The sequence below is a fragment of the Streptomyces sp. bgisy130 genome (assembly GCF_057708345.1).
Map to the genome: position 1 here is coordinate 1 of NZ_JBYISA010000033.1, position 23,258 is coordinate 23,258.

Sequence of the window (23,258 nt, forward strand, 5' to 3'; positions counted from 1 at the left end):
CCCACCCCTTTCCCTGTTGCAGTGCTCCCGCCCTGAGGACCCGGCCCCCACCTCCCGTTTCCACAGGGTCAGTTGATGGGTCAGTTGATGCCTGCGGTCCGAACGCGTCAGGCCCCCTCCGCCTCCGCCGCCGCCTCTCCGCTCCGCGGCGGCAGTGGCGGCCGTCGCAGGTCCGGCACGTCCGACAGGTCCGGAGGCATCGCCGCCGGATGCCGCTCCAGCAGCTCCAGCGCCGTACGGATCGCGACGCCCAGCTGGGGATGCCGGCCCTCGGCCCAGTGCAGCGGCGAGCGCAGCGCCTCGATGTCGACCTCGACGCCGTGGTTCTCCACGTCCCAGCCGTAGAGCCGGAACCAGGCGGCGTTCATCGGGACGGTGATCGCGGTGCCGTCGGCGAGCCGGTGCCGGCCGGTCATCCCGACCACCCCGCCCCAGGTGCGCATGCCGACCACCGGGCCGAGGCCCTGGAGCTTGAACGCCGCGGTGATCATGTCGCCGTCGGAGGAGGTCATCTCGTCGGCGACCGCGACGATCGGGCCGCGCGGGGCGTTGCTGGTGTACGAGACGGGCTCGGCGTCCCGGGTCAGGTCCCAGCCCATGATGGTGCGGGTCAGTTTCTCGATCACCAGCTCGGAGATGTTGCCGCCCGCGTTGCCCCGGACGTCCACGATCAGCGCGGGCCGGGAGACCTCCATCCGCAGATCGCGGTTGAACTGCGCCCAGCCGGAGCCGCCCATGTCGGGGATGTGCAGATAGCCGCACCGGCCGCTGCTCAACTCCCGTACCACCGCCCGGCGTTTGGCCACCCAGTCCTGGTAGCGCAGCGGCCGTTCGTCGACCAGCGGGACCACCGCGACCCGGCGGGCCGGGCCGTCGCCGTCCGGCGGGGAGAAGGTGAGCTCGACGGTGGTGCCGCCGGCCGCGGCCAGCAGCGGTCCGGGGCCGGCCACCGGGTCCACCGGGCGGCCGTCGACATGGGTGAGCGCGGTGCCCTCGCGGATGCCCGTACCGGCCAGCGGGGAACGGGCCTTGGAGTCCGAGGACTCACCGGGCAGGATCCGGGTGACCACCCAATGGCCGTCCCGGCACACCAGGTTGGCGCCGAGCAGGCCCATGGCGCGCTGGTAGTGCGGCGGCCCCTCGTTGCGCCGGGCGCCGGTGACGTAGGCGTGCGAGGTCCCCAGTTCGCCCATCACCTCGCGCAGCAGATCGGCGAACTCGTCGGGGGAGGCGACCCGGTCGAGCAGCGGCCGGTACTGCGCCAGTACCGCGTCCCAGTCGATGCCGCACATCCGCGGCTCCCAGAAGTACGCCCGGGTGATCCGGCCCGCCTCCTCGAACGCCTGGTGCCACTCCGCCACCGGGTCGACGTCGTGCAGGATGCGCCGCAGGTCCAGGAAGACGGTGGTGTCGCTGTCCGGCTGTTCGGTCGCCGGTACCGCGCGCAGCTCGCCCTCGTCGTTGACGACCAGCCGGGAGCCGTCGCCGCTGAGCGCGAACCCGTCCAGGGAGCTGGTGAGTTCGGTGCGCCGCGCCTTGGTCAGGTCGAAGTGTTCGAGGGTGGGGCGGCCCGAGGTCTCGGCCGGGTTGGCGAAGGTTTCGCCCAGCGCGCCGGAGATCGGCCAGCGCAGCCAGACCAGCCCGCCGCCGCTGACCGGCTCCAGGGAGGAGTACTTGGACGCCGCCACCGGGAACGGGGTGACCCGGTTCTCCAGCCCCTCCACCTCGACCAGCAGCGGCCCCTCACCGGCCGGCGGGATCTCGTCCGGGTCCAGGCCGCCCGCGGCGGGCCGGCCCTCCGGGGACAGTGCGAAGGGGGACGGGGTCGCCGACGACAGCGGGACGAGATGGGGGCGGCAGCCCAGCGGGAACGACAGATCGCCGGTGTGCACGTCGTAGACCGGGTCGAAGCCGCGCCAGGACAGAAACGCCAGATAGCGGCCGTCGCGGGTGAACACCGGCTGCTCGTCCTCGAACCGGCCGTTGGTGACGTCCACGATGTGCCGGTCGGCCAGCCGGGCCATCTTGATCTGCCGCAGCGACCGGCCGATGCCCGGGTGCGACCAGGTCAGCCAGCGGGAGTCGGGGGAGAACGCCAGGTCGCGGACCGGGCCGTTGACCGAGCTGATCAGCTCGGTGACCCCGCCGGCGGCGTCCTCCTCGCTCGCCCCCTCCTCGGGCCGGGCCACGTCCACCAGCAGCAGCCGGCCGTCGTTCGAGGCCACCGCCAGCCGTTCGCCGTCCGGGGCGGCGGTCATCTCCTGGACCCGGCCCAGCGCACCGGCGGCCAGCCGGCGCGGCTCGCCGGGCGCGCTGGCCCGCGGCAGGTTGGCGATCTCGATCGCGTCCTCGCCCTCGGCGTCGGTGACATAGCCGATCCGCCCGCTGGCGCCCAGCATTTCGGGCAGCCGGACCCGTACGCCCGGGACGTCATGGATGGTCCGGGCCGGGCCGTCGCGGTGGGTGAGCCAGTACAGGCTGCCGCGGACGCCGACCGCGCTGGCCCGCCCGGTCGCGTCCACCGCCAGCGCGGTGACATGCGCGGCGGCCGGGACCTGGTAGCTGCGCCGGCCGGCCCGCGGGCCGCCGAGCCGCACCGCCAGCTTGCGCGCTGCCGCGTCCGGGCCGAGGTCGTCGATCAGCCAGAGGTCACCGGCGCACTGGTAGACGATCCGCTCGCCGTCGGTCGAGGCGTGCCGGGCGTAGAAGTCGGCGTGGTCGGTGTGGCGGCGCAGATCGGTGCTGTCGGGCAGACAGGAGTAGATGTTGGCGATGCCCTCGTGGTCGGAGAGGAAGGCGATCCGGCCGCCGACGAACATCACCGAGTCGAGATGCCCGTGCAGATCCGGCAGCAGCCGGGTGCCGTGCAGCCACATCCGGCCCATCGCACCGCCCCGGTAGCGCTTCCAGGAGGCGGGCTCGTGCGGCGGTTTGCCGGTGAGCAGCAGCGTCTTGTGCTCCCCGTCGATGTCGGCGACCGCGATGTCGGAGACCGGTCCCCAGGGCAGCTGGCCGCCGGGGCTGCCGTCGGTGGGCAGGCTGTAGGCCCAGGAGTAGTACGAGAAGGGCTGGCCGTGCGAGGAGACCGCGAGGATGTGGGACCGGCCCTCGTGGTCGGGGGGCGTCCAGCCGCAGACCCGGGCGTCGGTGCTGCCCCAGTACGTCAGCCGGCGGGCCGGTCCGCCCTCGACCGCCGCGAGATGGACCTCGGGGTCGAGGCTGCGCCAGGTGGTGAAGGCGATCTGCCGCCCGTCGGGGGAGAAGCGGGGGTGGCCGACGCGGGTGCGGTCCACGGTCAGCCGCCAGGCGCGGCCGGGTTCTTCGCCGTCCGGGGTGAGCGGGGCGATCCACAGGTCGTCCTCGGCGGCGAAGCAGAGCAGCTCGCCGTGCAGATGCGGAAAGCGCAGATACGAGCCACCGGGCGGGTCCGGCCGGGTCGGCATCCGGCGCAGCCGCCCGCGAGGCTTCGCGGGGTTCGGCTCCGGGCGTGGCCCGACGGCCTCGGGTACATCGCTCACGCACCCATCGTTTCGGGCCGGGCAAGCGGCGGCAAGTCGATCGGGTGACACAGGCCACTGTCGAAACGGTTTCGTTTCGCTGAGCGCGGCGAGTATGGTCGAGGTGTACGAAACCGTTTCGTTCGCAGCTCGCTCGTAGAGTGGCGGCGATCGTGCGGTCCGACGGAAGGTGAGTGCCATGGGGCGCAGCAGGCTGACTCCCGAGCGGGAGGCCGAGCTCTACGAAGGCGTGCTCGACCTGCTGCAAGAGGTGGGCTACGACGCGCTGACCATGGACGCCGTCGCCACCCGCACGCGCTCCAGCAAGGCCACCCTCTACCGCCAGTGGAAGGGCAAGCCGGAGCTGGTCGCCAGGGCACTGCACCGCTGCAAGCCGGTCGACGCCGAGGACGTGGACACCGGCAGTCTGCGCGGGGACTTCACCGCACTCTTCCGCCACATCGACGACGGTTATCTGGCGCAGCGCGCCGGCCTGTTGCGCGGTCTGGGGATGGCCATCCACACCAACCCCGATCTGCACCAGGCGCTCCGCGACGTGCTGCTCGACCCCGAGATGAGCGGGCTGAAGACGTTGCTGCGACGCGCCGTCGACCGCGGCGAGATCGCCGCCGACTGCCCCGCGCTCCAGTTCATCCCGCACATGCTCATCGGCGCGTTCATCTCCCGGCAGCTCCTTGAGGACCGCTGCGTCGACGCCGAGTTCCTGACCGCCTACCTCGACGCCGTGGTCTTCCCCGCCCTCGGCGCCTGACCCCACCCGCCCGACCCTCCCTTTCCCCGAGCCCCCGTGCCCGGTGCGCCGCTCTCGCCGCCGGGGCGATGGCGCACGCCCCTGCACGCCCTCTCCTCCGACGGGAGTACCTGCCCTCATGGCTACTTTCCTGTACAAACTCGGTCGTCTCGCCTTCCGCAGACGGCGCTTCGTCGCCCTGATATGGGTGGCCCTGCTGGCCGTTGCCGGTGTCGGCGCCGCCACCGCCGCCCCGCCCGCCGCCGACTCCTTCTCGGTCCCCGGCACCGAGGCCCAGCGCGCCTTTGACCTGCTCGACCAGCGGTTCCCCGGCACCAACGCCGACGGCGCCACCGCCCGGGTGGTCTTCAAGGCCCCCGAGGGCGAGTCGATGAAGGACCCGGCGAACAAGGCGGCCGTCGAACGGACCGTGCACGCCCTGGAGTCGGGCTCCGGCCAGGTCGACCGGGTCGCCGACCCGTACCGCGCCAAGACCCTCAGCAAGGACGCGCGCACCGCCTACGCCCAGGTCTCCTACAAGGTCACCGGTTTCGAGCTGACCGACGACTCCAAGGACGCCCTCAAGGACGCGGCCAAGGACGGCCGGGAGGCCGGGCTGACCGTCGAGATCGGCGGCAATGCGCTCCAGGCCGTCCCCGAGACCGGCAGCACCGAGATCATCGGGATCGCGGTCTCCGCGGTGGTCCTGGTGATCACCTTCGGTGCGCTGATCGCGGCCGGACTGCCGCTGCTGACCGCGCTGATCGGCGTCGGCATCGGCGTCTCCACCATCACCGCGCTGAGCAGCGCGCTCGACCTCTCCAGCACGACCTCGACGCTGGCCATGATGATCGGCCTCGCCGTCGGCATCGACTACGCCCTGTTCATCGTCTCCCGCTACCGCACCGAACTCACCGAGGGCCGCGAGCGGGAGGAGGCCGCCGGACGCGCGGTGGGCACCGCGGGCTCCGCGGTCGTCTTCGCCGGACTGACCGTGGTCATCGCGCTGGTCGGCCTCGCCGTCGTCAACATCCCGATGCTGACGAAGATGGGCCTGGCCGCGGCCGGCACCGTCGTCATCGCCGTACTGATCGCCCTGACCCTCATCCCGGCGCTGCTGGGCTTCGCGGGCAAGCGGGTGCTGCCCCGCAAGGCACGCGAGGCCACCGGTGACGGGCGCGACGGGACCGGGCAGACGGCCGCCGCCGAGCGGCCCAACATGGGTACCCGGTGGGCGCGTTTCGTGCTGCGCCGCCCGGTCGCGGTGCTCCTCGCCGGGGTCGTCGGCCTGGGCGCCGTCGCGATCCCCGCGGCCTCGCTGGAGGTGGGTCTGCCGGACGACGGCTCACAGCCCACCAGCACCACCCAGCGCAAGGCGTACGACCTGCTGTCGGACGGCTTCGGGCCCGGCTTCAACGGCCCGCTGATGCTGGTCGTCGACGGCCGCGACGCGGACAAGGGGGAGACCGCCAAGTCCGCGGCGGCACGGGTGGCCAAGGAGGTGCGCGGCCTGGACGACGTCGCCGTGGTCACCCCGGCCACCTTCAACAAGGCCGGTGACACCGCCATGTTGACCGTCGTCCCGAAGTCCCAGCCCAGCAGCGCCGAGACCGAAAAGCTGGTGGAGCATATCCGCTCCACGACGGCCGGCATCGCCACGGACACCGGCGCCCGGACCCTGGTCACCGGCACCACCGCGATGAACATCGATGTCTCGCAGAAGCTGAACGACGCCCTGCTGCCCTACCTGGCGCTGGTCGTCGGCCTGGCCTTCGTCCTCCTGATGGTCGTCTTCCGCTCGGTGCTCGTCCCGCTCAAGGCGGCGCTGGGCTTCCTGCTCTCAGTGGTGGCGGCGCTCGGCGCGGTCGTCGCGGTCTTCCAATGGGGCTGGCTGAGCAGCCTGTTCGGCGTCGAGCAGACCGGCCCGATCATGAGCATGATGCCGATCTTCCTGGTCGGCGTGGTCTTCGGCCTGGCGATGGACTACGAGGTCTTCCTCGTCACGCGGATGCGGGAGGCCTTCGTGCACGGCGAACGCCCGGATGAGGCCGTCGTGACCGGCTTCCGGCACGGCGCCCGGGTGGTCACCGCCGCCGCGGTCATCATGATCAGCGTCTTCGCCGGCTTCATCGGCTCCACCGACTCCATGGTCAAGATGATCGGCTTCGGCCTCGCCATCGCCGTCTTCTTCGACGCCTTCGTCGTCCGCATGGCCCTCGTCCCCGCCGTCCTCGCCCTGCTGGGCCGCAGCGCCTGGTGGCTCCCCCGGTGGCTCCAGAAGCTGCTGCCGAACGTGGACGTCGAAGGGGAGGGCCTGCGACGGCAACTCGCCGGGACGGACGGCGACCGGGCCGACGACGCCAACGAACCGGACACGGACCAGCGGCGCGAACCGGCCCGCGTCTGACCCGGTACCCCCGCACGGCCGCCGGCCACCCGCCGGCGGCCGTGCCGTGCTGGGTACGGGTGGGCGGCCCGGCTTCCGCCCGTTCGTGCATATGTGCCACCGGAGCGAGGGTCCCCAGATGGGACCCCGCTTCGAGCGGCGCCGAGACCGTTTCGCATCATGGGCGCTCTTGCAACTTATTTGCAGGAGGCACCACCATTGGCTGGTTGCAGCGCCTGAAGCGGAGAAGCCGAGATGCACGTACCCGATGGATTCATCAATGCGCCGGTATCGGCGGCGACCGGAGTCGTCGCCGCGGTCGCGGTGGCGGTCAGCCTGCGCGGTGCCCGGCGTGAGCTGGCGGGTACCGGGCCGGCCGGTGCGGCCGCCGCCGAGCGTACGGCGCCGCTGGCCGGGCTGGTCGCGGCGTTCATCTTCGCCGTGCAGATGCTGAACTTCCCGGTCGCGGCGGGCACCAGCGGACATCTGCTGGGCGGTGCGCTCGCGGCGATCCTCGTCGGCCCGTACACCGGCGTGCTGTGCGTCTCGGTGGTGCTGCTGATGCAGGGCGTGCTGTTCGCCGACGGCGGGCTGACCGCGCTGGGCGTCAACATCACCGATATGGCGATCGTGACGACCGTGGTCGCCTACGGCCTGTTCCGGGGGCTGGTGAAGGTGCTGCCGCGGCGGCGCCGCTCGGTCACCGTCGCCTCCTTCGTCGCCGCGCTGCTCTCGGTGCCCGCGGCCGCGGTCGCCTTCACCGGCCTCTATGCGCTCGGCGGGACCGCCGACGTGCCGCTCGGCAAGGTCTTCACCGCCATGGTGGGCGTGCATCTGCTGATCGGGATCGGCGAGGCGGCGATCACCGCCCTGACGGTCGGCGCCGTGATCGCCGTCCGCCCCGACCTGGTCTACGGCGCGCGCGGCCTGACCAAGCCGCTGGAGCTGCGGACCACGCCGCTCGCCACCCCGGCCGACGGCACCCCCGCGGCCGAGCCGGCCCCCGTACCCGCTGCCGCCGCCACCCCGGCCCCCGCACGCCGCTCCGTCCGCCGCGTCTGGCTCGCCGGACTCGCCGCCGCCCTGGTGTGCGCGGGCGGCCTCAGCTACTACGCCTCCGCCAGCCCCGACGGCCTGGAGAAGGTCGCCCAGGACCACGGCATCGACCGCAAGACCGAGGACCACGCCGCCAAGGACTCCCCGCTCGCCGACTACGGCGTCAAGGACATCACCGACCCGCGGCTGTCCGGCGGCCTCGCCGGGGTCATCGGCGTCGGCGCGACGCTGGCCGTGGGCACCGGCGTGTTCGTCGTGCTGCGCCGCCGCCGGAGCGCCGCCACCGCCGGGCGGCCCGACGCGGCTGCCGGGCGCCCGACGGAGAACGTCTGAGATGGGTGCCGGACACGCGCACAAGCTCTACCGGCACGGGCATTCGCCGGTCCACGCGCTGCCCGCGCACTGCAAGATCGCGGCGGTCTTCGGCTTCGTCCTCGTCGTCGTCTCCACCCCACGCGAGGCGGTCTGGGCGTTCGGGCTGTACGCACTGCTGATCGCGGCCGCCGCCGGGGCCGCCCGGGTCCCGGCCGGGTTCCTGCTCAAGCGGCTGCTGATCGAGGTGCCGTTCGTCGCCTTCGCCGTGCTGATGCCGTTCGTCGCCGAGGGGCCGCGGGTCGCCGTCCTCGGCATGAGCCTGAGCGAGTCCGGGCTGTGGGGCGCCTGGAACATCCTCGCCAAGGGCACGCTCGGCGTCGCCGCGTCCGTGCTGCTCGCGTCCACCACCGAGCTGCGGGAACTCCTGCTGGGCCTGCAGCGGCTCCGGATGCCGCCGCTGCTCGTCCAGATCGCGTCCTTCATGATCCGCTACGGCGATGTGATCACCGACGAGATGCGGCGGATGCGGATCGCCCGGCTCTCCCGCGGCTTCGAAGCGCGGGGCATCCGTCACTGGGGCGTGCTCGCCAAGTCCGCCGGTGCGCTGTTCATCCGCTCCTACGAGCGCGGGGAGCGGGTCCACCTCGCGATGGTCAGCCGCGGCTACACCGGCACCATGCCCGTGGTCGACGGCAGCGCCACCACCCGCACACAATGGACCCGCGCGGCCGCCCTCCCGCTGGCCGCGCTCGCCGTCTGCCTCCTGGGATGGACCCTTTGAGCACCACCACGCCCCCCTCCCTCGCCGTCTCCGGGCTCGCCTACGCCTACCCGGACGGCCATCAGGCGCTCTTCGGCGTCGACCTGACCGTCGGCCGGGGCGAACGGGTCGCCCTGCTCGGGCCCAACGGCGCCGGCAAGACCACCCTCGTCCTGCACCTCAACGGCATCCTCGAAGCGGGCGCCGGCAGCGTCGCGGTCGCCGGGCTCCCGGTCGCCCGGGAACATCTCGCCGAGATCCGCCGCCGCGTCGGCATCGTCTTCCAGGACCCCGACGACCAGCTGTTCATGCCCACCGTCCGCGAGGACGTCGCCTTCGGACCGGCCTCCGCCGGGCTGCGCGGCGCCGAACTGGACGAGCGGGTCACCGAGGCCCTCACCCGGGTCGGCATGGCGGAGTTCGCCGACCGGCCGCCGCACCACCTCTCGTTCGGCCAGCGCCGCCGGGTGGCGGTGGCGACCGTCCTGGCCATGCGCCCCGAGATCCTGGTCCTCGACGAGCCGTCCTCCAACCTCGACCCCGCCTCCCGCCGCGAACTCGCCGACATCCTGCGGTCGTTGGACGTCACCGTCCTGATGGTCACCCACGATCTGCCGTACGCGCTGGAGCTGTGCCCGCGCTCCGTCGTGCTCTCCGGCGGCGTGCTCGTCGCCGACGGCACCACCCAGGACCTGCTGTGCGACGCGGAACTGATGCGCACCCACCGCCTGGAGCTGCCCTTCGGCTTCGACCCGCGATCGGTGAGCGTTCCCCGGTAGCCGACCGCGCAGCACGGCGTGAACTTGCAGCCCATGGCCGTGGGTGAAGGAGCGCAGGAACGTGCCCAGTGCCGAGGGGGCCCGGATCCGGCCGAGGAGTTGCGGCACTGCTCCGTGCCGCAGCCGGTCGTTTCTTCCCTGTTGTCCGCCCCGGCGTACACTGCCGCGACCAGCGTCGGCACCTTGGCGGCTGGTTTCCCCCCGCCGGTTGTCCGCGCCTTTGATGCGTACCTTCTCGCGGGCCATCTGCAAAAGCCGCCCCCGCTCGGCAAGAGGCATCTCCACTTTCATGTCCGGATGCTGGACCGGCCGTCGGTGAATGGATCGAGGCTGACCTCCGACCCTGAGGCGATGCGCATACAGTGCCTTCGCGGGCCCGCAAAGCAGCGAGAGTTTGCAACTATTCACCTCAACTACCCGAGGTGAGCAGCCTTTCGACTCTTGATATTGCCCGGCGATACTCGGGCTGATCCCTCCTCAGTTCTGTGGACGGCATCGTCCGATGGCAGCTGGCAGCTGTTACGTTGCGGACGAAATAAATGGTCTTCGGGGCATTACGCCGGTCCGTTCCCTGGCACGTGCCAGGCCCAGTTACTGGCTTGCTGCTCACTGACCATGAAACGCATGGAGTTGTGATGGGCGGGAGAGTGTTGAGGGTGGCGATGAGTGAATGGTGGCGGCGCCTTCGTGAGCGCAGGACTCGCAGGCTGGTCACCCTCACCATGGGGGCGGTGCTGGCGATATCGGCTCCCTTTCTCGGGCTCATGCCCGGTGCGGAAGCCACAACGGGGCTGAGCGTGTCGGCGCGTGCGGTGAAGGAGGTGCCGGCGGGGATGACAGTGCCCGTCGGCCACATCTATGTTGCTGGCGACAGCAGTAAGACGCTTGACATGTTCAGAGGGAGAACCGGCACCGGCGAGTACGCGAACGTGTACGGGACGGACTCGTCGAATCCCGGCAACCAGCAATTCAAGCTGTACACGATGAGCGACGGTTCTTTCCAGATCATCGCTGATGACGGTAACTGCCTGCAGGCGCAGGGCTGGTACGACCACTGGAACCGGATCCACCCCGTCACCCAGGAGTCGTGCGACGCAAGCAGCAAGTGGCAGTTGTGGGCGCTGACTCCCCGCGCCTCCGCTACCAGCGGTCAGACGACCGGCTATCAGCTCAGCAATCTGGGGTCGGGTAATTGCATGGACTACCTGACCTCGTGGCCGGTGGTCAACTCGGCGAATTGGGTGAACGACTACGGCTGCAACAACGGGGGTAATCAGACCTGGGCCTTTGACAGCGCGCACCAGGAGACGGTGGACAGCCTCGCGGTGCAGTACCAGATCCGCTCCGTGTGCGGCGGCGCGACCAGTGCGTCGATCTCCAACGCGTGCACGTACACGAAGAGCCGTGAAGAGATCGTGGCCGGCCCGGGGCGCTGTATTGGCAAGGCATGGCACAACACCTACGACGAACCTGTGACCGAAAGCTACGCGACGAGCAACACCACCGGCTATTCGAACACGTATGGCTTCAGGATCAGCGCAGCCGAGACGGCGAAGGTTAGCCCCTTCGGTGTCGGCTTCGAGCTGACTCTGACTCAGGAGTTCAACTACAGCCATGCCGACACCTCGTCCAGCGCCGAAACGTTCACTACGCAGGTCCCGATCAAGCCGGGCAACTACGGGTGGGTGACGCTGTCCCAGCCGGTGGTCGCCGTGACGGGCTACTGGACCTTTGACGCCGGAACCAGCCACGCCTGGACTTACCCGGTGAAGCAGAAGATCCCCGCGTCGAGCGGCACGGGCGGCATCACCTCGATCGCCACCGCGCATCAGGGTGGCTCGCTGCCCAAGAACTGCTCCAGCCCGGTGGATGTGTCCTGACCCCGAGGAACTGCGGCGACCCGACCGGCACCGTCGGCACTGTTGGTAAATGGTCGGACCCCTGTGTCACGTCGGCCTTCATCACCTGTTGTGGGTGGTGAAGGCCGACGGTTGATTTTGCCCACCGTCCGCGAGGACGTCGCCTTCGGGCCGGCCTCCGCCGGGCTGCGCGGCGCCGCACTGGACGAGCGGGTACCGAGGCGCTCACCCGGGTCGGCATGGCGGAGTTCGCCGACCGGCCGCCGCACCACCTCTCGTTCGGCCAGCGCCGCCGGGTCGCGGTGGCGACCGTCCTGGCCATGCGCCCCGAGATCCTGGTCCTCGACGAGCCGTCCTCCAACCTCGACCCCGCCTCCCGCCGCGAACTCGCCGACATCCTGCGGTCGTTGGACGTCACCGTCCTGATGGTCACCCACGACCTGCCGTACGTGCTGGAGCTGTGCCCGCGCTCCGTCGTGCTCTCCGGCGGCGTGCTCGTCGCCGACGGCACCACCCAGGACCTCCTGTGCGACGAGGAACTGGCGCACCCACCGCCTGGAGCTGACCTTCGGCTTCGACCCGCGATCGGTCGACGTCCCCCTGTGACCCACCGCTGAGCCGCTCCCGGCCCCTGCCCCCGCCCTTCGCATGTGACGAAGGCCACGGCCCGCGGTCCTGGTCATGAGCACTGATCCGCGCGTTGCACCATGGATGGGTCACCAAAGCGACGGATGAGTGGGAAGCGGGAGTCAGTGGTGGACGTCCAGGGCACGGTCGAGGACGGCTTCGAGCCGGTCCGGGACGCCTTCATGGCCAACTTCGCGCGGCGCGGCGAGCGGGGCGCGGCGGTCGCCGTCTACCGGCACGGGCGCAAGGTCGTCGACCTGTGGGCCGGTACGAAGGACGGGGACGGCGCCGCTGACGGGACGGCCGCGCCCTGGGAGGCCGGCACCGCCCAGGTGATCCGCTCCGCGACCAAGGGCATCGCCGCCGTCGTCCCGCTGCTGCTGCACCAGCGCGGACAGCTCGACCTCGATGCGCCGGTCGGCACGTACTGGCCCGAGTTCAAGGCCGCCGGCAAGGAACGCGTACTCGTCCGCCATCTCCTCTCGCACCGCGCCGGACTGCCCGTCCTGGACACCCCGCTCACCCCGGACCAGGCCATCGACGGCGTCAGCGGCCCCGCCGCGCTCGCCGCCCAGGAACCCGCCTGGGAGCCCGGCACGGATCACGGCTACCACGCGCAGACCTACAGCTGGCTGCTGAGCGAGCTGGTGCTGCGGGTCACCGGCCGCACCATCGGCAGCTGGATCGCCGACGAGATAGCCGGGCCGCTCGGCCTCGACCTGTGGGTCGGCCTGCCCGAGGCGGCGCGGTCCCGCGTCGGACGGCTCGCCGCCGTCGAGCCCCCGGCCCCGCCCGCCGCGTCGGGCCTCCGGGTCCGCCCCAAGCAGTCCGTCGCCGACGCCTACGCCGATCCGGACTCGCTCACCAGCCGCGCCTTCGCCGCGATCTCCCCCGCCCCCGACGAGAACGCGCCCGCCTACCGGGCCGCCGAGCTGCCCGCCTCGGGCGGCATCGCCACCGCCCGTTCCCTGGCCCGCTGTTACGCCGCCCTCATCGGCCCCGTCGACGGCCGCGCCCGGCTCTTCGCGCCCGCGACCCTCACCCTCGCCCGCACCGAGGAGTCCGCCGGCCTCGACCGCACCCTCCTGCTCCACACCCGCTTCGGCCCGGGCTTCATGCTCCACGGACCGGCCTCCCCGCTCCTGGCGCCCGGCTCCTTCGGCCACCCGGGCCGCGGCGGCGCACTCGCCTGCGCCGACCCCGAGAGCGGCCTGGCATTCGGATACGTCACCAACGGCATGCAGCGGAATGTCACGGCGGATCCGCGGGCACAGGCGCTGCTGCGGGCCGTTGCCGCGGTTTCCCACGCGGCCGGCTGATCCGGCGTTCACGAACGGGCAGCACCTCGCCCGGCGCCTGAGGGCCGTGCGAGGTGCGCCTGTCGGTGGGACAGGCAGGGGGCCGCTGTTGCGGGCCGGTTCCCGCGCGGCGGCCCGGCCCCGGTTCAGCTCAGCCGGGCAGCGGCATACACCTCCATGGCGTCCCGCTGGTACGCGGCCAGCCCCGGTGTGATCGACTCATACGCGGCGTGCCAGGCGTCGTTGTCCACGCAGGAGCGTCCCATGGCGCGGAACTCCTCGGTGGACACGGCCCCGGCCCGCAGCTGGGCCAGGGCCCGGTACTGGGCGTCGATCTCGGCCTGCACCGGCTCGGCGTCGGCCGGGTGGCCCGCGGCCATCAGCTCGGCCAGCCGGATCATCTGCGCCGTGCGCTCGCGCTGTCCGGCCTCGACGTCCTGCGGGGTCATCGCGGCGACCCTGCGGGCGACCGCCTCGGCATGCTCGGGGAAGTCATGCAGAGTCTCCTCGTATAGGGCGGGCCGCACGCCCTCGAACAGGTTCTCCGGCCGGTTGATGCGGGTCATGGTTCTGCCGTCCTTCCTGGACTGCTCCAGTTCGGCGATCGTGCGGGAGACGGTGCCGGCCAGGGCGTCGAGCCGGTCCCGGTCGGCGAGCAGCCGCCGGTGGTGGCCGCGCAGGGCCTCCACCTCGTCGACCTGCTCGGCCAGGATCCGGCCGATCTCGGGAAGTCCTACGCCCAGCGCCCGCAGTACGAGAATCTGCTGAAGCTGAAGCAGCTGGCGCTCCTCGTAGTAGCGGTGGCCGTTGGCCCCGATCCGGGCAGGCGGCAGCAGGCCGATCTCGTCGTAGTGCCGCAGGGTCCGGGCGGTCACACCCGACATCCGGGCAACCTCCGCGATCGGCCAGTCCATCGCCGCCTCCATCACGAACGCGTCACCGGGCCGGTCTCTCCGGCCCTGTTCAGGACGGTAGAAGCTGCCGCAACGACAACTTCAACCCCGGAATCCGGCTCCCCCGGTTCCCCGGTTCTCGGCTTCGCGCCCGGCACGGCGCCGTCCTGAACGCACAGCAACGACAGCGGCCCCCGCCGCTTGGCGAGGGCCGGGCACTCGGGGTGCAGAGGAAGAACGGTCACCCGTGGTGCTGGGCGAACTCCACGAGCCCGGCGAACGCCCCTCGGGTGAGGGTGAGATGCGGGCCGCTGGGGTTCTTGCTGTCGCGGACCTTGAACTCTCCGGTGGCTGCCGCGTGTTCCGGTGCCCACTCGATGCACTGTCCGCCGTTGTTGCTGTACGAGGATTTGACCCATCGGAGGGAGTCGGTCACGAGATACCCTTTCGTAAGTCATTGATCATGGCCACGGACGCCGCCTGGGAGTGTGCGTCGGCCTGTAGTTGATGGTAGGCCGTGAGTATGGGCAGTACCGAGGTGCTTTCCCGTTCGAGATGGCCCCGTTGGGCCGACTCCGCGTACGACATCAGCGAGCGGTCCGGCAGCGTCAGCAAAGTGATCGGCAGGTCGAACGGTCGACGCTCCCCCAAGTCGAAGGGGGCGACCTGGAGCACCGTGGTCGGATGCTCGGCGAACTCGATCAGCCGCGCCAACTGGGCGTCCATGATGGCGGGTCCGCCGATGGGTCGACGGAGGCAGCTCTCGTCCAGCACCACGAAGACCAGCGGCGGTGGCGTACGCACCAGCGTCGCCTGTCGTTCCGCTACGAGCGACACCCGCTCGTCCGCCTGCTCCGGCGTGATCGCTCCGCGCTTGACGTAACTCCCGGCGAGTACGGACGCATACTCCGGGGTCTGGACCAGACCGGGGACGATGCCCACTTCGTACAGTCGGATCTCCGCCGCCCGGCCCTCGTGGCCGACGTACTCAGGGAATCCCTCCAACAGGCTGCCGTGCCGGATCTCGCGCCACTCGCGCTCGAAGGTGTCCATGGTGCCTTCAAGCCCGAACGTGCGGTCGGCACTGCGCGAAAAGCGCAGAGTCGGAGGCTTGCGTCCAGTTTCCACCGCCGAGACATGTGTACTGGAATATCCCATCCGCTCGGCCAACTCGTCCTGCGTCCAGCCGCGCGCCTCCCGCGAGCTGCGCAGGCGCGCCCCGAAGGCGGCCTGCGGGCTGCTCTCCGGTACCAAGTCCTTGCGGTTCACAGGGCTTTCACCAATTCTTCCGCCTCCCCTGACAGGTTGAATAGCATCTCGACCCTAGGCCACGCTGAGCCCCCTTGGTAGCGGAATGACTACGGAGAGGAGTGAACGGTGGTTCAGAAGCGCACGCCCCCCGAGCACACGCCCCCTGGGCACCCTGAGCATCCCGAGCACCCAGAGGCCGACGACCGGCCGGAGCACGAGCGGGCCGACGACGGCGAGGGCGACAGTGAAACCCTGGCGCTTCTTCGGGTGCGGGTGCACGAGGACTATGCGCGGCGGCAGCAGTACGGGCTGCTGGGGCGGTCGCTGTGAGCTGCCCGGAGTGCCAGGCACTCCAGGACGAGTTGGCCGAGGCCGAGCGAACCCGCGACAGGTCGAAGGCCGTTGACTGCCGGGTCATGCTGCGGCGGCACCCCCGGCACGATGACACACCGGTGGAGAGGGAGGGGAGCGAGGTACTCCCGGGGCATGGAGAAGAGCGCTATTGAACTGCTCGCTGGCGCCGAGGGAGGGGAGCCGTGGGGCTCTGTTACGTCGCCACCATGTGGTCATGGAAGGGCCGTCATGTGGTGCCCCGAGGGTGTGGGGCATGAATGCTTCAGGTTCTTTCTCCCGGCCCGGGGACGGGTCGGTCGAGAGCTCAGACGGACGGTCACGCCGCGCACGCCGGTCGCGCAAGGGTGTGGTTCTGACGGCTTCGGTGGGGGCGGGGGCGGTGGCCGCCACACTGCTCGTGCCGTGGAACGCGGGGGCGAGTCCCGGGGCGGCACCGGTGCAGGCGATTCAGTGGTCCGCCTGTCCCAAGGCCGACCCGCCCTACCCCGACCCGAGCAAGCGGACCCGGTGCGGGACCGTGGAGGTGCCGGTCGACTGGGCGAAGCCCGACGGGCCGACGATGAAGATCGCGGTGGCCCGGCAGCAGGCCACCGATCCCAAGAAGCGCCTCGGTGTGCTGCTCTCGAACCCGGGCGGCCCCGGTTCGAGCGGTCTGGACGACGCCTACTACGCCGACAGCCCGACCGAGGGCTATGACAAGAACATCCGGAGCCGCTTCGACATCATCGGCTTCGACCCGCGCGGGATCGGCCGCAGCGGAGGGCTCCGGTGCGACGAGAAGCTCGCCGGGAAGATCCCCACCCGTCCGGAGAACGCCGCCGAGTTCCAGCGGATGCGCTCCATGAACAAGCAGCTCGCCGAGAGCTGCCGGGCGGGCAGCGGGCCGGTCGCCGACCACATGGACAGCGTCAGCGTCGCCCGCGACATGGACGCGATCCGCGCCGCGCTGGGGGAGGAGCAGATCAGCTTCCTCGGGCACTCGTACGGCACGCTCATCGGTCGCCAATACGCCCGGCTCTTCCCGCAGAAGCTCCGGGCGCTGGCCCTCGACAGTGCGATGGACCCGTCCCGGCCGGATGCCGGGCGCTTCCTCACGGACGGTTCCGCCGCCGCCGAGGGCGGGGTGCGGCAACTCGCGGACTGGTGCGCGAAGAACACATCGTGTGCGCTGAAGGGCAAGGACGTGAAGGCCGTCGTCCGGGGGCTCTTCGCGCGCGCCGACGCGGGCCGGCTGTTCGAACCGGGGCCGCACGGCCCGACGCGGAAGAAGGTCACCGCCGACCAGCTGTCCGGCTTCCTCACCAGCTACCTCGGGAAGTGGAACCCGCAGACCACTGCTGAGCAGTTGGGCGCCCTGAACAGCGGCAAGGGCAAGGTCTCCTGGACCGACGACGCCCCGGTGCTCGCCTGGCGCACCGTGCTGTGCCGGGACTACGACTTCCGCCTCCGTGACTGGGACCACTACCGCGAGCTGCGTCGGCAGGCCGCGTCCGCCGCGCCGCACGCCCGCTACAACTCCCAGGCCCTGGACATGGTCCTCGGCTGCCAGGGATGGCCGGCCGCGCCCGAGCCGGAGCCGGCCCGGGCCAAGGGCACCCTGCCGCCCGTCCTGGTGGTGAACGCCCAGCACGACCTGGCGACCCCGCTGCCGGGTGCGCGGCGCATGGCGCAGGAATTCCCGGCGGGGCGGCTCGCCGTCCTCGACTCCGTGGACCACTGGCTCTACCGCAAGTGCCAGTCGCCGCTCCCGGCACGGGCGGTCGACAGCTATCTCCGTACGCTGGAGACACCGCCCGACGGCACGGTCTACCCGCGTCGTTGACGGGGCCCGGGGCGGTGGCATCTGCTGGTGCCGGGCGTGGTGTTCCCGCGCCCGGCAGGTCCGGTGACCATGAGGGGGGAGCCCGATGAAGATTGTGATACCCGGCGGGACCGGCCAGGTGGGCGGCATCCTGAACCGCGCGCTGACCGCCGCGGGCCACGAGGTCGTGGTGCTGACCAGACGTCCGTCGCGGGCGGGGGAGGTGGCCTGGGACGGTGTGACGCCCGGGCCCTGGACGGCGGTGGTCGACGGCAGTGACGTCGTGATCAACTTGGCAGGGCGCAGCGTGAGTTGCCGCTACACCCAGGCCAATCTCCAGGAGATGATGCGCTCACGGGTGGACTCCGCCCGGGTCGTGGGCGAGGCGATCGCGGCGGCCGCCCGGCCGCCCCGCGTCTGGCTCCAGATGAGCACCGCCACCCTCTACGCCCACCGCTTCGACGCGCCCCATGACGAGGCGACCGGTGAGATCGGCGGCGCGGAGCCCGGTGTTCCGGACTACTGGGCGTTCAGCATCGAGATCGCCAAGGAGTGGGAGCGGGCGCAGCAGGAGGCCGCCACCCCGGAGACCCGCAAGGTCGCGCTGCGGTCCGCCATGGTGATGAGTCCGGATCGCGGTGGGGTGTTCGACGTGCTGCTGCGGATGGTCCGGCTGGGGCTCGGTGGCCCGGTCGCGGGGGGCGCCCAGTACATGTCCTGGATCCTTGACCGTGACTTCGTCCGGGCGGTCGAGTTCCTGGTCGACCGGAACGACCTGACCGGGCCGGTGAATCTCGCCGCGCCCGGTCCGCTGCCGCAGCGGGACTTCATGCGGGCGCTGCGGGCCGCCTGGGGCGTCCCGGTGGGGCTGCCCGCCACGAAGTGGATGGCCGAGCTGGGCGCGTTCGCGCTGCGTTCCGACACCGAACTGCTGCTCAAGAGCCGCCGGGTGGTGCCCGGCCGGCTGCGCGAGGCGGGCTTCGAGTTCGCGTACGACAACTGGCCGGCGGCCGCGGAGGACCTGGTGGGGCGGGTCCGGGCTGCGCGGATGGCCGGGTGAGCGGCAGCTTTCAGCCGGTGTGCAGCATCAGGCCGATGCCGATGACCATCAGGCCCGCCGCGGCGATCCGGGGAGCGCCGAAGCGTTCCTTGAAGAAGAGCGCGCCGATGGCGGCGCCCACGATGATCGAGGACTCGCGCAGTGCGGCGATCGGTGCGAGGGGGGCGCGGGTCTGGGCCCACAGGACCAGGCCGTAGGCGAAGACGGAGAGCACCCCGCCGGCCAGCCCGCGCAGCGCGAACGGGCGGAGTTCGGCGAGGAGTTGGCGGCGCCGGGTGGCCAGCGCGTAGGCGGGGATCGCGACTCCTTCGAGGAGCATCAGCCAGCCGATGTAGCCGAGGGCGCTGCCGGAGGCCCGTACGCCCAGGCCGTCGACGGTCGTGTACGAGGCGATGGCAAGGCCGGTGGCGAGGGCGGCGATCAGGGCCGGCCAGTGCGGCCTGGTCCCGGAGCCGCGGATGCCCCAGAGGGCGACCCCGACCAGGCCGGCGGAGGCCAGCGCGACGCCGGCCAGGGCCCAGCCGTCGGGGATCTCGTGGACGAAGACGGCGGCCAGGACGGTGACGACCAGGGGCGCGGTGCCGCGGGCGATGGGGTACATCTGCCCGAAGTCGCCCAGGCGGAACGACTGCATCAGCAGGGCCTGGTAGACGATGTGCAGCACGGCGGAGGCCAGGAGGAAGGGCCAGGCGCCGGCGGCCGGGAGCGGGGTGACGGCGGCCAGCGCGAGGCCGCAGACCGTGCCGCCGCCGCCGACCAGGGTGAAGGCCAGCAGCTGGTCACGGATGCCGTGGGCGATGGCGTTCCAGCTGGCGTGGGTGACGGCGGCCATCAGGACCGCGGCGACGACGAGCGGGGTCACGAGGTGTGCTCGCGCACGCCGGTCGCGGTGTCGGTCGGGGTTCCCGGGGCGGCGCCGGACGCGGAATCGCTCATGGCCCGCACGCTAGCGAAAGCTGTACGGGCCATGCGAACCGGATTCGGTGACTGGGACGGGGCGCCCCCACAGCGCCCCGTCCCGCCGTCAGCCGGAGGTGAGCAGCGCGCGGACCACCGGGCCCGCGTTGGAGCCGCCGTGGCCGCTCGCCGGGACGACGGCCGCCGCGGCGAGGTCGTCGCGGTAGGCGGTGAACCAGGCGTTCGGCTTCTTCTGCCCGTCGACCTCGGCCGAGCCGGTCTTGGCGCCGATGTCACCGCTGACCCCGGACATCGCCTCGGCGGCCGTACCGGACGTCGCGGTCAGCTTCATCAGCGACCGCAGGCCGTTGAGGGTGGACGGCTTCATCGTCCGGGGCGCCTTGGCGAGCGTGCGGTGGTCCAGATCCGGCGAGACGATGTACGGCTGGTGGAAGGAGCCGGCCCGGACCGTCGCGGCGAGCGTGGCGACATTGAGCGGGTTCATCCGCACCCCGCCCTGGCCGATCAGCGAGGCCGCCATCTGCGCGTCGCTCTGCACCGGGACCGCGCCGTCGAAGGTCGGGATGCCGGTCTGCCAGTTGAGGCCGATGCCGAAGACGTCCCGGGCCTCCTTGGTCAGGTCGTCGTCGCTGAGGTCCTTGGCGTGCGAGATGAAGGCGTTGTTGCAGGACGCGGCGAAGCTCTGCGCGAACGTGCCGTCCTTGATCTCGGACTTGTCGAGGTTCTGGAACTTCCAGCCGCCGACGGTCACGTACTTGGGGCACGGGTTCTTCTTGCCCGGCGAGGTCAGGCCCTTGTCCATCAGCATCGCCGCGGTGACGACCTTCATCGTCGAGCCGGGGGCCAGCGAGCCCTGGGTGGCCAGGTTGAAGCCCTTCTCCGGGGAGTTGGCGAGCGCCAGGATCTCACCGGTGCTGGGCTTGACCGCGGCCACGGAGGCGGACTTCTTGCCCTTGACCGCCCGCTCGGCCGCCGACTGCATACCGGCGTCCAGGGTGGTCTTGAGCGTGCCCGGCGTCCCCTTGGAGAGCACCTTCAGCGTCTTCTCGGGCAGCTGGTCGGCGGGCTTGGCGCTCTTGGCGCGGTGGATGAACAGCTCCACGCCCGGCTTGCCGTCGGTCTTGTCGCCGTACTTGTCCCGCAGGCTGTCCAGCACCCCGGCCAGCGCCGGATGCGCCTGGGGGGTCAGCGCGGCGCCCTTGCGGTCCACGGCCTTGATCGGCGGCGCCTCGGCCTCGCCGGTGCGCAGTTCGTCACCCTTGGCCAGGCCCGGGTGCATCATCGTCGGCTTCCAGGCGATCTGCGGCTTTCCGGTGGCCTTCTCGCGCTGCACGGTCGCGGAGGTGCGGTACGAGTACGCGGCCTTGGTGCCCTTGTAGTCGATCTGCGCGGCGACGGTGTACGGCACCTTGTCACCGGCCGGGGCGCCCGGGGTGAGCGTCACCTTCGAGAACCGCGCCTGCTTGCTCAGGGACGCGAGCGCGCTCTTGCACTTCTCCGGGTCGTCGGTCAGCCCGGCCGCCTTGGCCGCGTCGCCGGACTGCCACGCGGTCAGGAACTCCCGCGACGTCGTCTGCACTTCCTTGGCCGACAGCGGGCCGGTCGCCACCTTCGTGCCGTCTTCGCCCGACTTGGCATCCGCCGAGCTGACCTCCTGCGACGACTCGTCAGAGCCGCCGAACAGCGTGAAGCCGCCCACGACTCCCGCCACCAGGGCCACCGATCCGCCGATCAGCCCGTACTTCACCTCACGGCGCATGCCACCGATTCCCTCCAAGAGCTTCGTCCTTGAATACGCACACAAGAACGTGCCTCGCACTCTAAGGGACACGCGAAGGCTCTGAGTCTCGATACGGGCACGGTCCGGTGACGCGCTGTTGTACGCCTGTTACGGAACTGTCGAATTGAGGCTCTCACACCCAGGTGTCGAACCACATCCGGTGGTGCCAGGCCGACTTGGGGATCGGCATCCCCGTGTAGAGCGGGTAGAAGTAGATGAAATTCCATGCGATCAGGAGAACCAGGACGCCGGCACCCACCGCACCGACCGTGCGGCGCCGCTCCGACGAGCCCGGTGGTCCGACCAGCGCCCCGATCAGCATCGCCAGCGCCAGACACAGGAACGGGACGAACACCACCGCGTAGAAGAGGAAGATGGTCCGCTCCTGGTAGAGGAACCACGGCAGATAGCCGGCCGCGACCGCGCAGACGATCGCCCCGGCCCGCCAGTCCCGCTTGAACAGCCAGCGGTAGAGGACATAGAGGAGCGCGAAGCAGGCCGCCCACCACAACAGCGGGGTGCCCAGCGCCAGCACCTCGCGGGCGCAGGGCTCGGCCCCCGTGCAGCCGTCCTGGCCGACCTTGGTCTCCTCGTAGAAATAGGAGACCGGGCGGCCCAGGACCAGCCAGCTCCACGGGTTGGACTGGTAGTGGTGCGGGGTGGTCAGTCCGGTATGGAAGGAGTAGACCTCGGTCTGGTAGTGCCACAGGCTGCGCAGCCAGTCCGGCAGCCAGGTCCAGGCACCCGTACGGCCCTCCGGTGAGGTCGCCCAGTCGCGGTAGTAGCCGCCCTTGGTGGCGATCCAGCCCGACCAGGACGCCAGATAGGTGGCGAGGGCCACGACGACGGTGGCCCCGAAGGCGGGCAGGGCATCGCGGCGCAGGGCCGAGCGGAAGGGGTGTCGGGCGCCGGCCGTGCGGCGTGCCGCGACATCCCAGAGCACCGCCATCAGCGCGAAGGCCGCGAGGAAGTACAGACCGTTCCATTTCGTCGCGGTCGCCAGGCCCAGACACAGCCCGGCCGCGATCCGCCACGGCCGCCGGCCCAGCCGCAGCCGGTCACCTACCCCGTCGTCGGGCCGTGCCACCCCCTCCGGGCCGATCGGCAGCGCCGCCGCCAGCCGGGCCCGGGTGCGGTCCCGGTCCACCAGCAGACAGCCGAACGCGGCCACCACCCAGAACATCACGATCAGATCGAGCAGCGCGGTCCGGCTCATCACGAAGTGCAGACCGTCCACCGCCAGCAGGGCGCCCGCGAGACAGCCCAGCGCCGTCGAGCGCAGCAGCCGGCGCCCAATCCGGCACACCAGCAGCACCGACAGGGTGCCGAGCAGCGCCACCATGAACCGCCAGCCGAACGGGTTCATCCCGAAGAGGCCCTCGCCGAGCGCGATCAGCCACTTGCCCATCGGGGGGTGGACGACATACGAGTGCTCGGGCGAGAGCAGCAGCTGCGGTGGATGCCCGACCAGCGCGTCATTGGCGTTCTTGGCCCAGGTGCCCTCGTAGCCGTACTGGAGCAGCGACCAGGCGTCCTTGGGGTAGTACGTCTCGTCGAATATCACCTTCCGCGGGCTGCCCAGGTTCCAGAACCGCAGCACCCCGGCGAACAGCGCCACCAGCAGCGGACCCAGCCAGGCGGACCAGCGCGTCAGCCGGGCCGCAGCGTCCGGGCCCGCGCCGAACACGGCCCACAGCCGCCCGCCCGGCTCGGGGAAGGCGGGCACCAGCCGCGCGCGGACATCGGTCTGCGGGCGGTCGGGAAGCCCGAAACGGCGCAGTCGCCGCTGCCACACGGGGGGCGCTCCGGGCGGCTCCGGGGCGTGCTGCGCGGCGGCGTCGGTCGCGGTGGTGTCACTCGTCACCCGGCCCAT

At 71.3% G+C, this 23,258-nt stretch carries 17 protein-coding genes and 1 pseudogene; 11 read left to right on the top strand and 7 right to left on the bottom strand.

Features of this window, described 5'->3' with window-relative positions:
- Positions 1-107: 107 nt before the first annotated feature.
- Positions 108-3,443: a S41 family peptidase gene (locus AC3EUV_RS30115; RefSeq protein WP_435604322.1), complete on the bottom strand. Its 3,336-nt coding sequence runs from the start codon at positions 3,441-3,443 to the stop codon at positions 108-110.
- Positions 3,444-3,696: 253 nt separating this feature from the next.
- Between AC3EUV_RS30115 and AC3EUV_RS30120 the strand changes: the two genes are divergently transcribed.
- The 8 genes and pseudogenes from AC3EUV_RS30120 to AC3EUV_RS30155 all read left to right on the top strand — a co-directional run bounded on the left by AC3EUV_RS30120 (position 3,697) and on the right by AC3EUV_RS30155 (position 13,349).
- Positions 3,697-4,269 (top strand): TetR/AcrR family transcriptional regulator, encoded by a 573-nt coding sequence (locus AC3EUV_RS30120; protein ID WP_432145060.1) that lies wholly within the window; start codon positions 3,697-3,699, stop codon positions 4,267-4,269.
- Positions 4,270-4,387: 118 nt separating this feature from the next.
- Complete coding sequence (locus AC3EUV_RS30125) at positions 4,388-6,655, top strand: MMPL family transporter (RefSeq protein ID WP_435604294.1); 2,268 nt, start codon at positions 4,388-4,390, stop codon at positions 6,653-6,655.
- A gap of 234 nt (positions 6,656-6,889) precedes the next feature.
- Entirely contained in the window at positions 6,890-8,023 is a 1,134-nt protein-coding gene (locus tag AC3EUV_RS30130) for an energy-coupling factor ABC transporter permease (protein ID WP_432145062.1), read from the top strand.
- A gap of 1 nt (position 8,024) precedes the next feature.
- Positions 8,025-8,786 carry a cobalt ECF transporter T component CbiQ gene (cbiQ, locus tag AC3EUV_RS30135; RefSeq protein ID WP_432145063.1) on the top strand — a complete coding sequence of 254 codons (762 nt, stop codon included), beginning with the start codon at positions 8,025-8,027 and terminating at the stop codon, positions 8,784-8,786.
- Complete coding sequence (locus tag AC3EUV_RS30140) at positions 8,774-9,544, top strand: energy-coupling factor ABC transporter ATP-binding protein (protein WP_435604295.1); 771 nt, start codon at positions 8,774-8,776, stop codon at positions 9,542-9,544. The genes cbiQ and AC3EUV_RS30140 overlap by 13 nt, the downstream gene beginning before the upstream one ends.
- 656 nt (positions 9,545-10,200) lie before the next feature.
- Positions 10,201-11,424, top strand: coding sequence for a hypothetical protein (locus AC3EUV_RS30145; RefSeq protein WP_432145065.1), 1,224 nt, complete (start codon positions 10,201-10,203; stop codon positions 11,422-11,424).
- 108 nt (positions 11,425-11,532) lie between these two features.
- Positions 11,533-12,009: pseudogene (locus tag AC3EUV_RS30150) on the top strand (energy-coupling factor ABC transporter ATP-binding protein); the annotation flags it as partial.
- Positions 12,010-12,134: 125 nt separating this feature from the next.
- Positions 12,135-13,349, top strand: coding sequence for a serine hydrolase domain-containing protein (locus AC3EUV_RS30155; RefSeq protein WP_432145066.1), 1,215 nt, complete (start codon positions 12,135-12,137; stop codon positions 13,347-13,349).
- 125 nt (positions 13,350-13,474) lie between these two features.
- Here AC3EUV_RS30155 and AC3EUV_RS30160 read toward each other — a convergent pair whose 3' ends face one another.
- From AC3EUV_RS30160 to AC3EUV_RS30170, 3 genes are all read right to left on the bottom strand, one after another.
- Complete coding sequence (locus tag AC3EUV_RS30160; protein ID WP_432145067.1) at positions 13,475-14,242, bottom strand: MerR family transcriptional regulator; 768 nt, start codon at positions 14,240-14,242, stop codon at positions 13,475-13,477.
- 220 nt (positions 14,243-14,462) lie between these two features.
- Entirely contained in the window at positions 14,463-14,657 is a 195-nt protein-coding gene (locus tag AC3EUV_RS30165) for a DUF397 domain-containing protein (protein ID WP_435604296.1), read from the bottom strand.
- Positions 14,654-15,490: a helix-turn-helix domain-containing protein gene (locus AC3EUV_RS30170; RefSeq protein ID WP_435604297.1), complete on the bottom strand. Its 837-nt coding sequence runs from the start codon at positions 15,488-15,490 to the stop codon at positions 14,654-14,656. Before AC3EUV_RS30170 ends, AC3EUV_RS30165 begins: the two co-directional genes overlap by 4 nt.
- Positions 15,491-15,598: 108 nt before the next feature.
- Between AC3EUV_RS30170 and AC3EUV_RS30175 the strand changes: the two genes are divergently transcribed.
- From AC3EUV_RS30175 to AC3EUV_RS30185, 3 genes are all read left to right on the top strand, one after another.
- Positions 15,599-15,802: a hypothetical protein gene (locus AC3EUV_RS30175; protein WP_435604298.1), complete on the top strand. Its 204-nt coding sequence runs from the start codon at positions 15,599-15,601 to the stop codon at positions 15,800-15,802.
- 460 nt (positions 15,803-16,262) lie between these two features.
- The gene (locus AC3EUV_RS30180; RefSeq protein ID WP_435604299.1) at positions 16,263-17,648 is read left to right on the top strand and encodes an alpha/beta hydrolase; all 1,386 of its coding nucleotides are present in this window, start codon (positions 16,263-16,265) and stop codon (positions 17,646-17,648) included.
- Positions 17,649-17,733: 85 nt separating this feature from the next.
- On the top strand, positions 17,734-18,687 hold the full coding sequence (locus AC3EUV_RS30185; RefSeq protein ID WP_432145073.1) for a TIGR01777 family oxidoreductase: 954 nt from the start codon (positions 17,734-17,736) through the stop codon (positions 18,685-18,687).
- 10 nt (positions 18,688-18,697) lie between these two features.
- Here the strand turns inward: AC3EUV_RS30185 and AC3EUV_RS30190 are convergent, their stop codons facing one another.
- The 3 genes from AC3EUV_RS30190 to AC3EUV_RS30200 form a co-directional block, all read right to left on the bottom strand.
- Positions 18,698-19,549 (bottom strand): EamA family transporter, encoded by an 852-nt coding sequence (locus AC3EUV_RS30190; protein ID WP_432145074.1) that lies wholly within the window; start codon positions 19,547-19,549, stop codon positions 18,698-18,700.
- A gap of 162 nt (positions 19,550-19,711) precedes the next feature.
- Entirely contained in the window at positions 19,712-21,364 is a 1,653-nt protein-coding gene (locus AC3EUV_RS30195; RefSeq protein WP_432145075.1) for a penicillin-binding transpeptidase domain-containing protein, read from the bottom strand.
- A gap of 154 nt (positions 21,365-21,518) precedes the next feature.
- Positions 21,519-23,258 carry a dolichyl-phosphate-mannose--protein mannosyltransferase gene (locus AC3EUV_RS30200; RefSeq protein WP_435604300.1) on the bottom strand — a complete coding sequence of 580 codons (1,740 nt, stop codon included), beginning with the start codon at positions 23,256-23,258 and terminating at the stop codon, positions 21,519-21,521.

Bases quoted from the DNA above. Each gene is read 5' to 3' on its own strand.
- AC3EUV_RS30115 (WP_435604322.1), bottom strand. From the start codon at position 3,443: ATGCCGACCCGGCCGGACCCGCCCGGTGGCTCGTATCTGCGCTTTCCG.
- AC3EUV_RS30120 (WP_432145060.1), top strand. From the start codon at position 3,697: ATGGGGCGCAGCAGGCTGACTCCCGAGCGGGAGGCCGAGCTCTACGAA.
- AC3EUV_RS30125 (WP_435604294.1), top strand. From the start codon at position 4,388: ATGGCTACTTTCCTGTACAAACTCGGTCGTCTCGCCTTCCGCAGACGG.
- AC3EUV_RS30130 (WP_432145062.1), top strand. From the start codon at position 6,890: ATGCACGTACCCGATGGATTCATCAATGCGCCGGTATCGGCGGCGACC.
- cbiQ (WP_432145063.1), top strand. From the start codon at position 8,025: ATGGGTGCCGGACACGCGCACAAGCTCTACCGGCACGGGCATTCGCCG.
- AC3EUV_RS30140 (WP_435604295.1), top strand. From the start codon at position 8,774: ATGGACCCTTTGAGCACCACCACGCCCCCCTCCCTCGCCGTCTCCGGG.
- AC3EUV_RS30155 (WP_432145066.1), top strand. From the start codon at position 12,135: ATGAGTGGGAAGCGGGAGTCAGTGGTGGACGTCCAGGGCACGGTCGAG.
- AC3EUV_RS30160 (WP_432145067.1), bottom strand. From the start codon at position 14,242: ATGGACTGGCCGATCGCGGAGGTTGCCCGGATGTCGGGTGTGACCGCC.
- AC3EUV_RS30185 (WP_432145073.1), top strand. From the start codon at position 17,734: ATGAAGATTGTGATACCCGGCGGGACCGGCCAGGTGGGCGGCATCCTG.
- AC3EUV_RS30195 (WP_432145075.1), bottom strand. From the start codon at position 21,364: ATGCGCCGTGAGGTGAAGTACGGGCTGATCGGCGGATCGGTGGCCCTG.
- AC3EUV_RS30200 (WP_435604300.1), bottom strand. From the start codon at position 23,258: ATGGGCCGGGTGACGAGTGACACCACCGCGACCGACGCCGCCGCGCAG.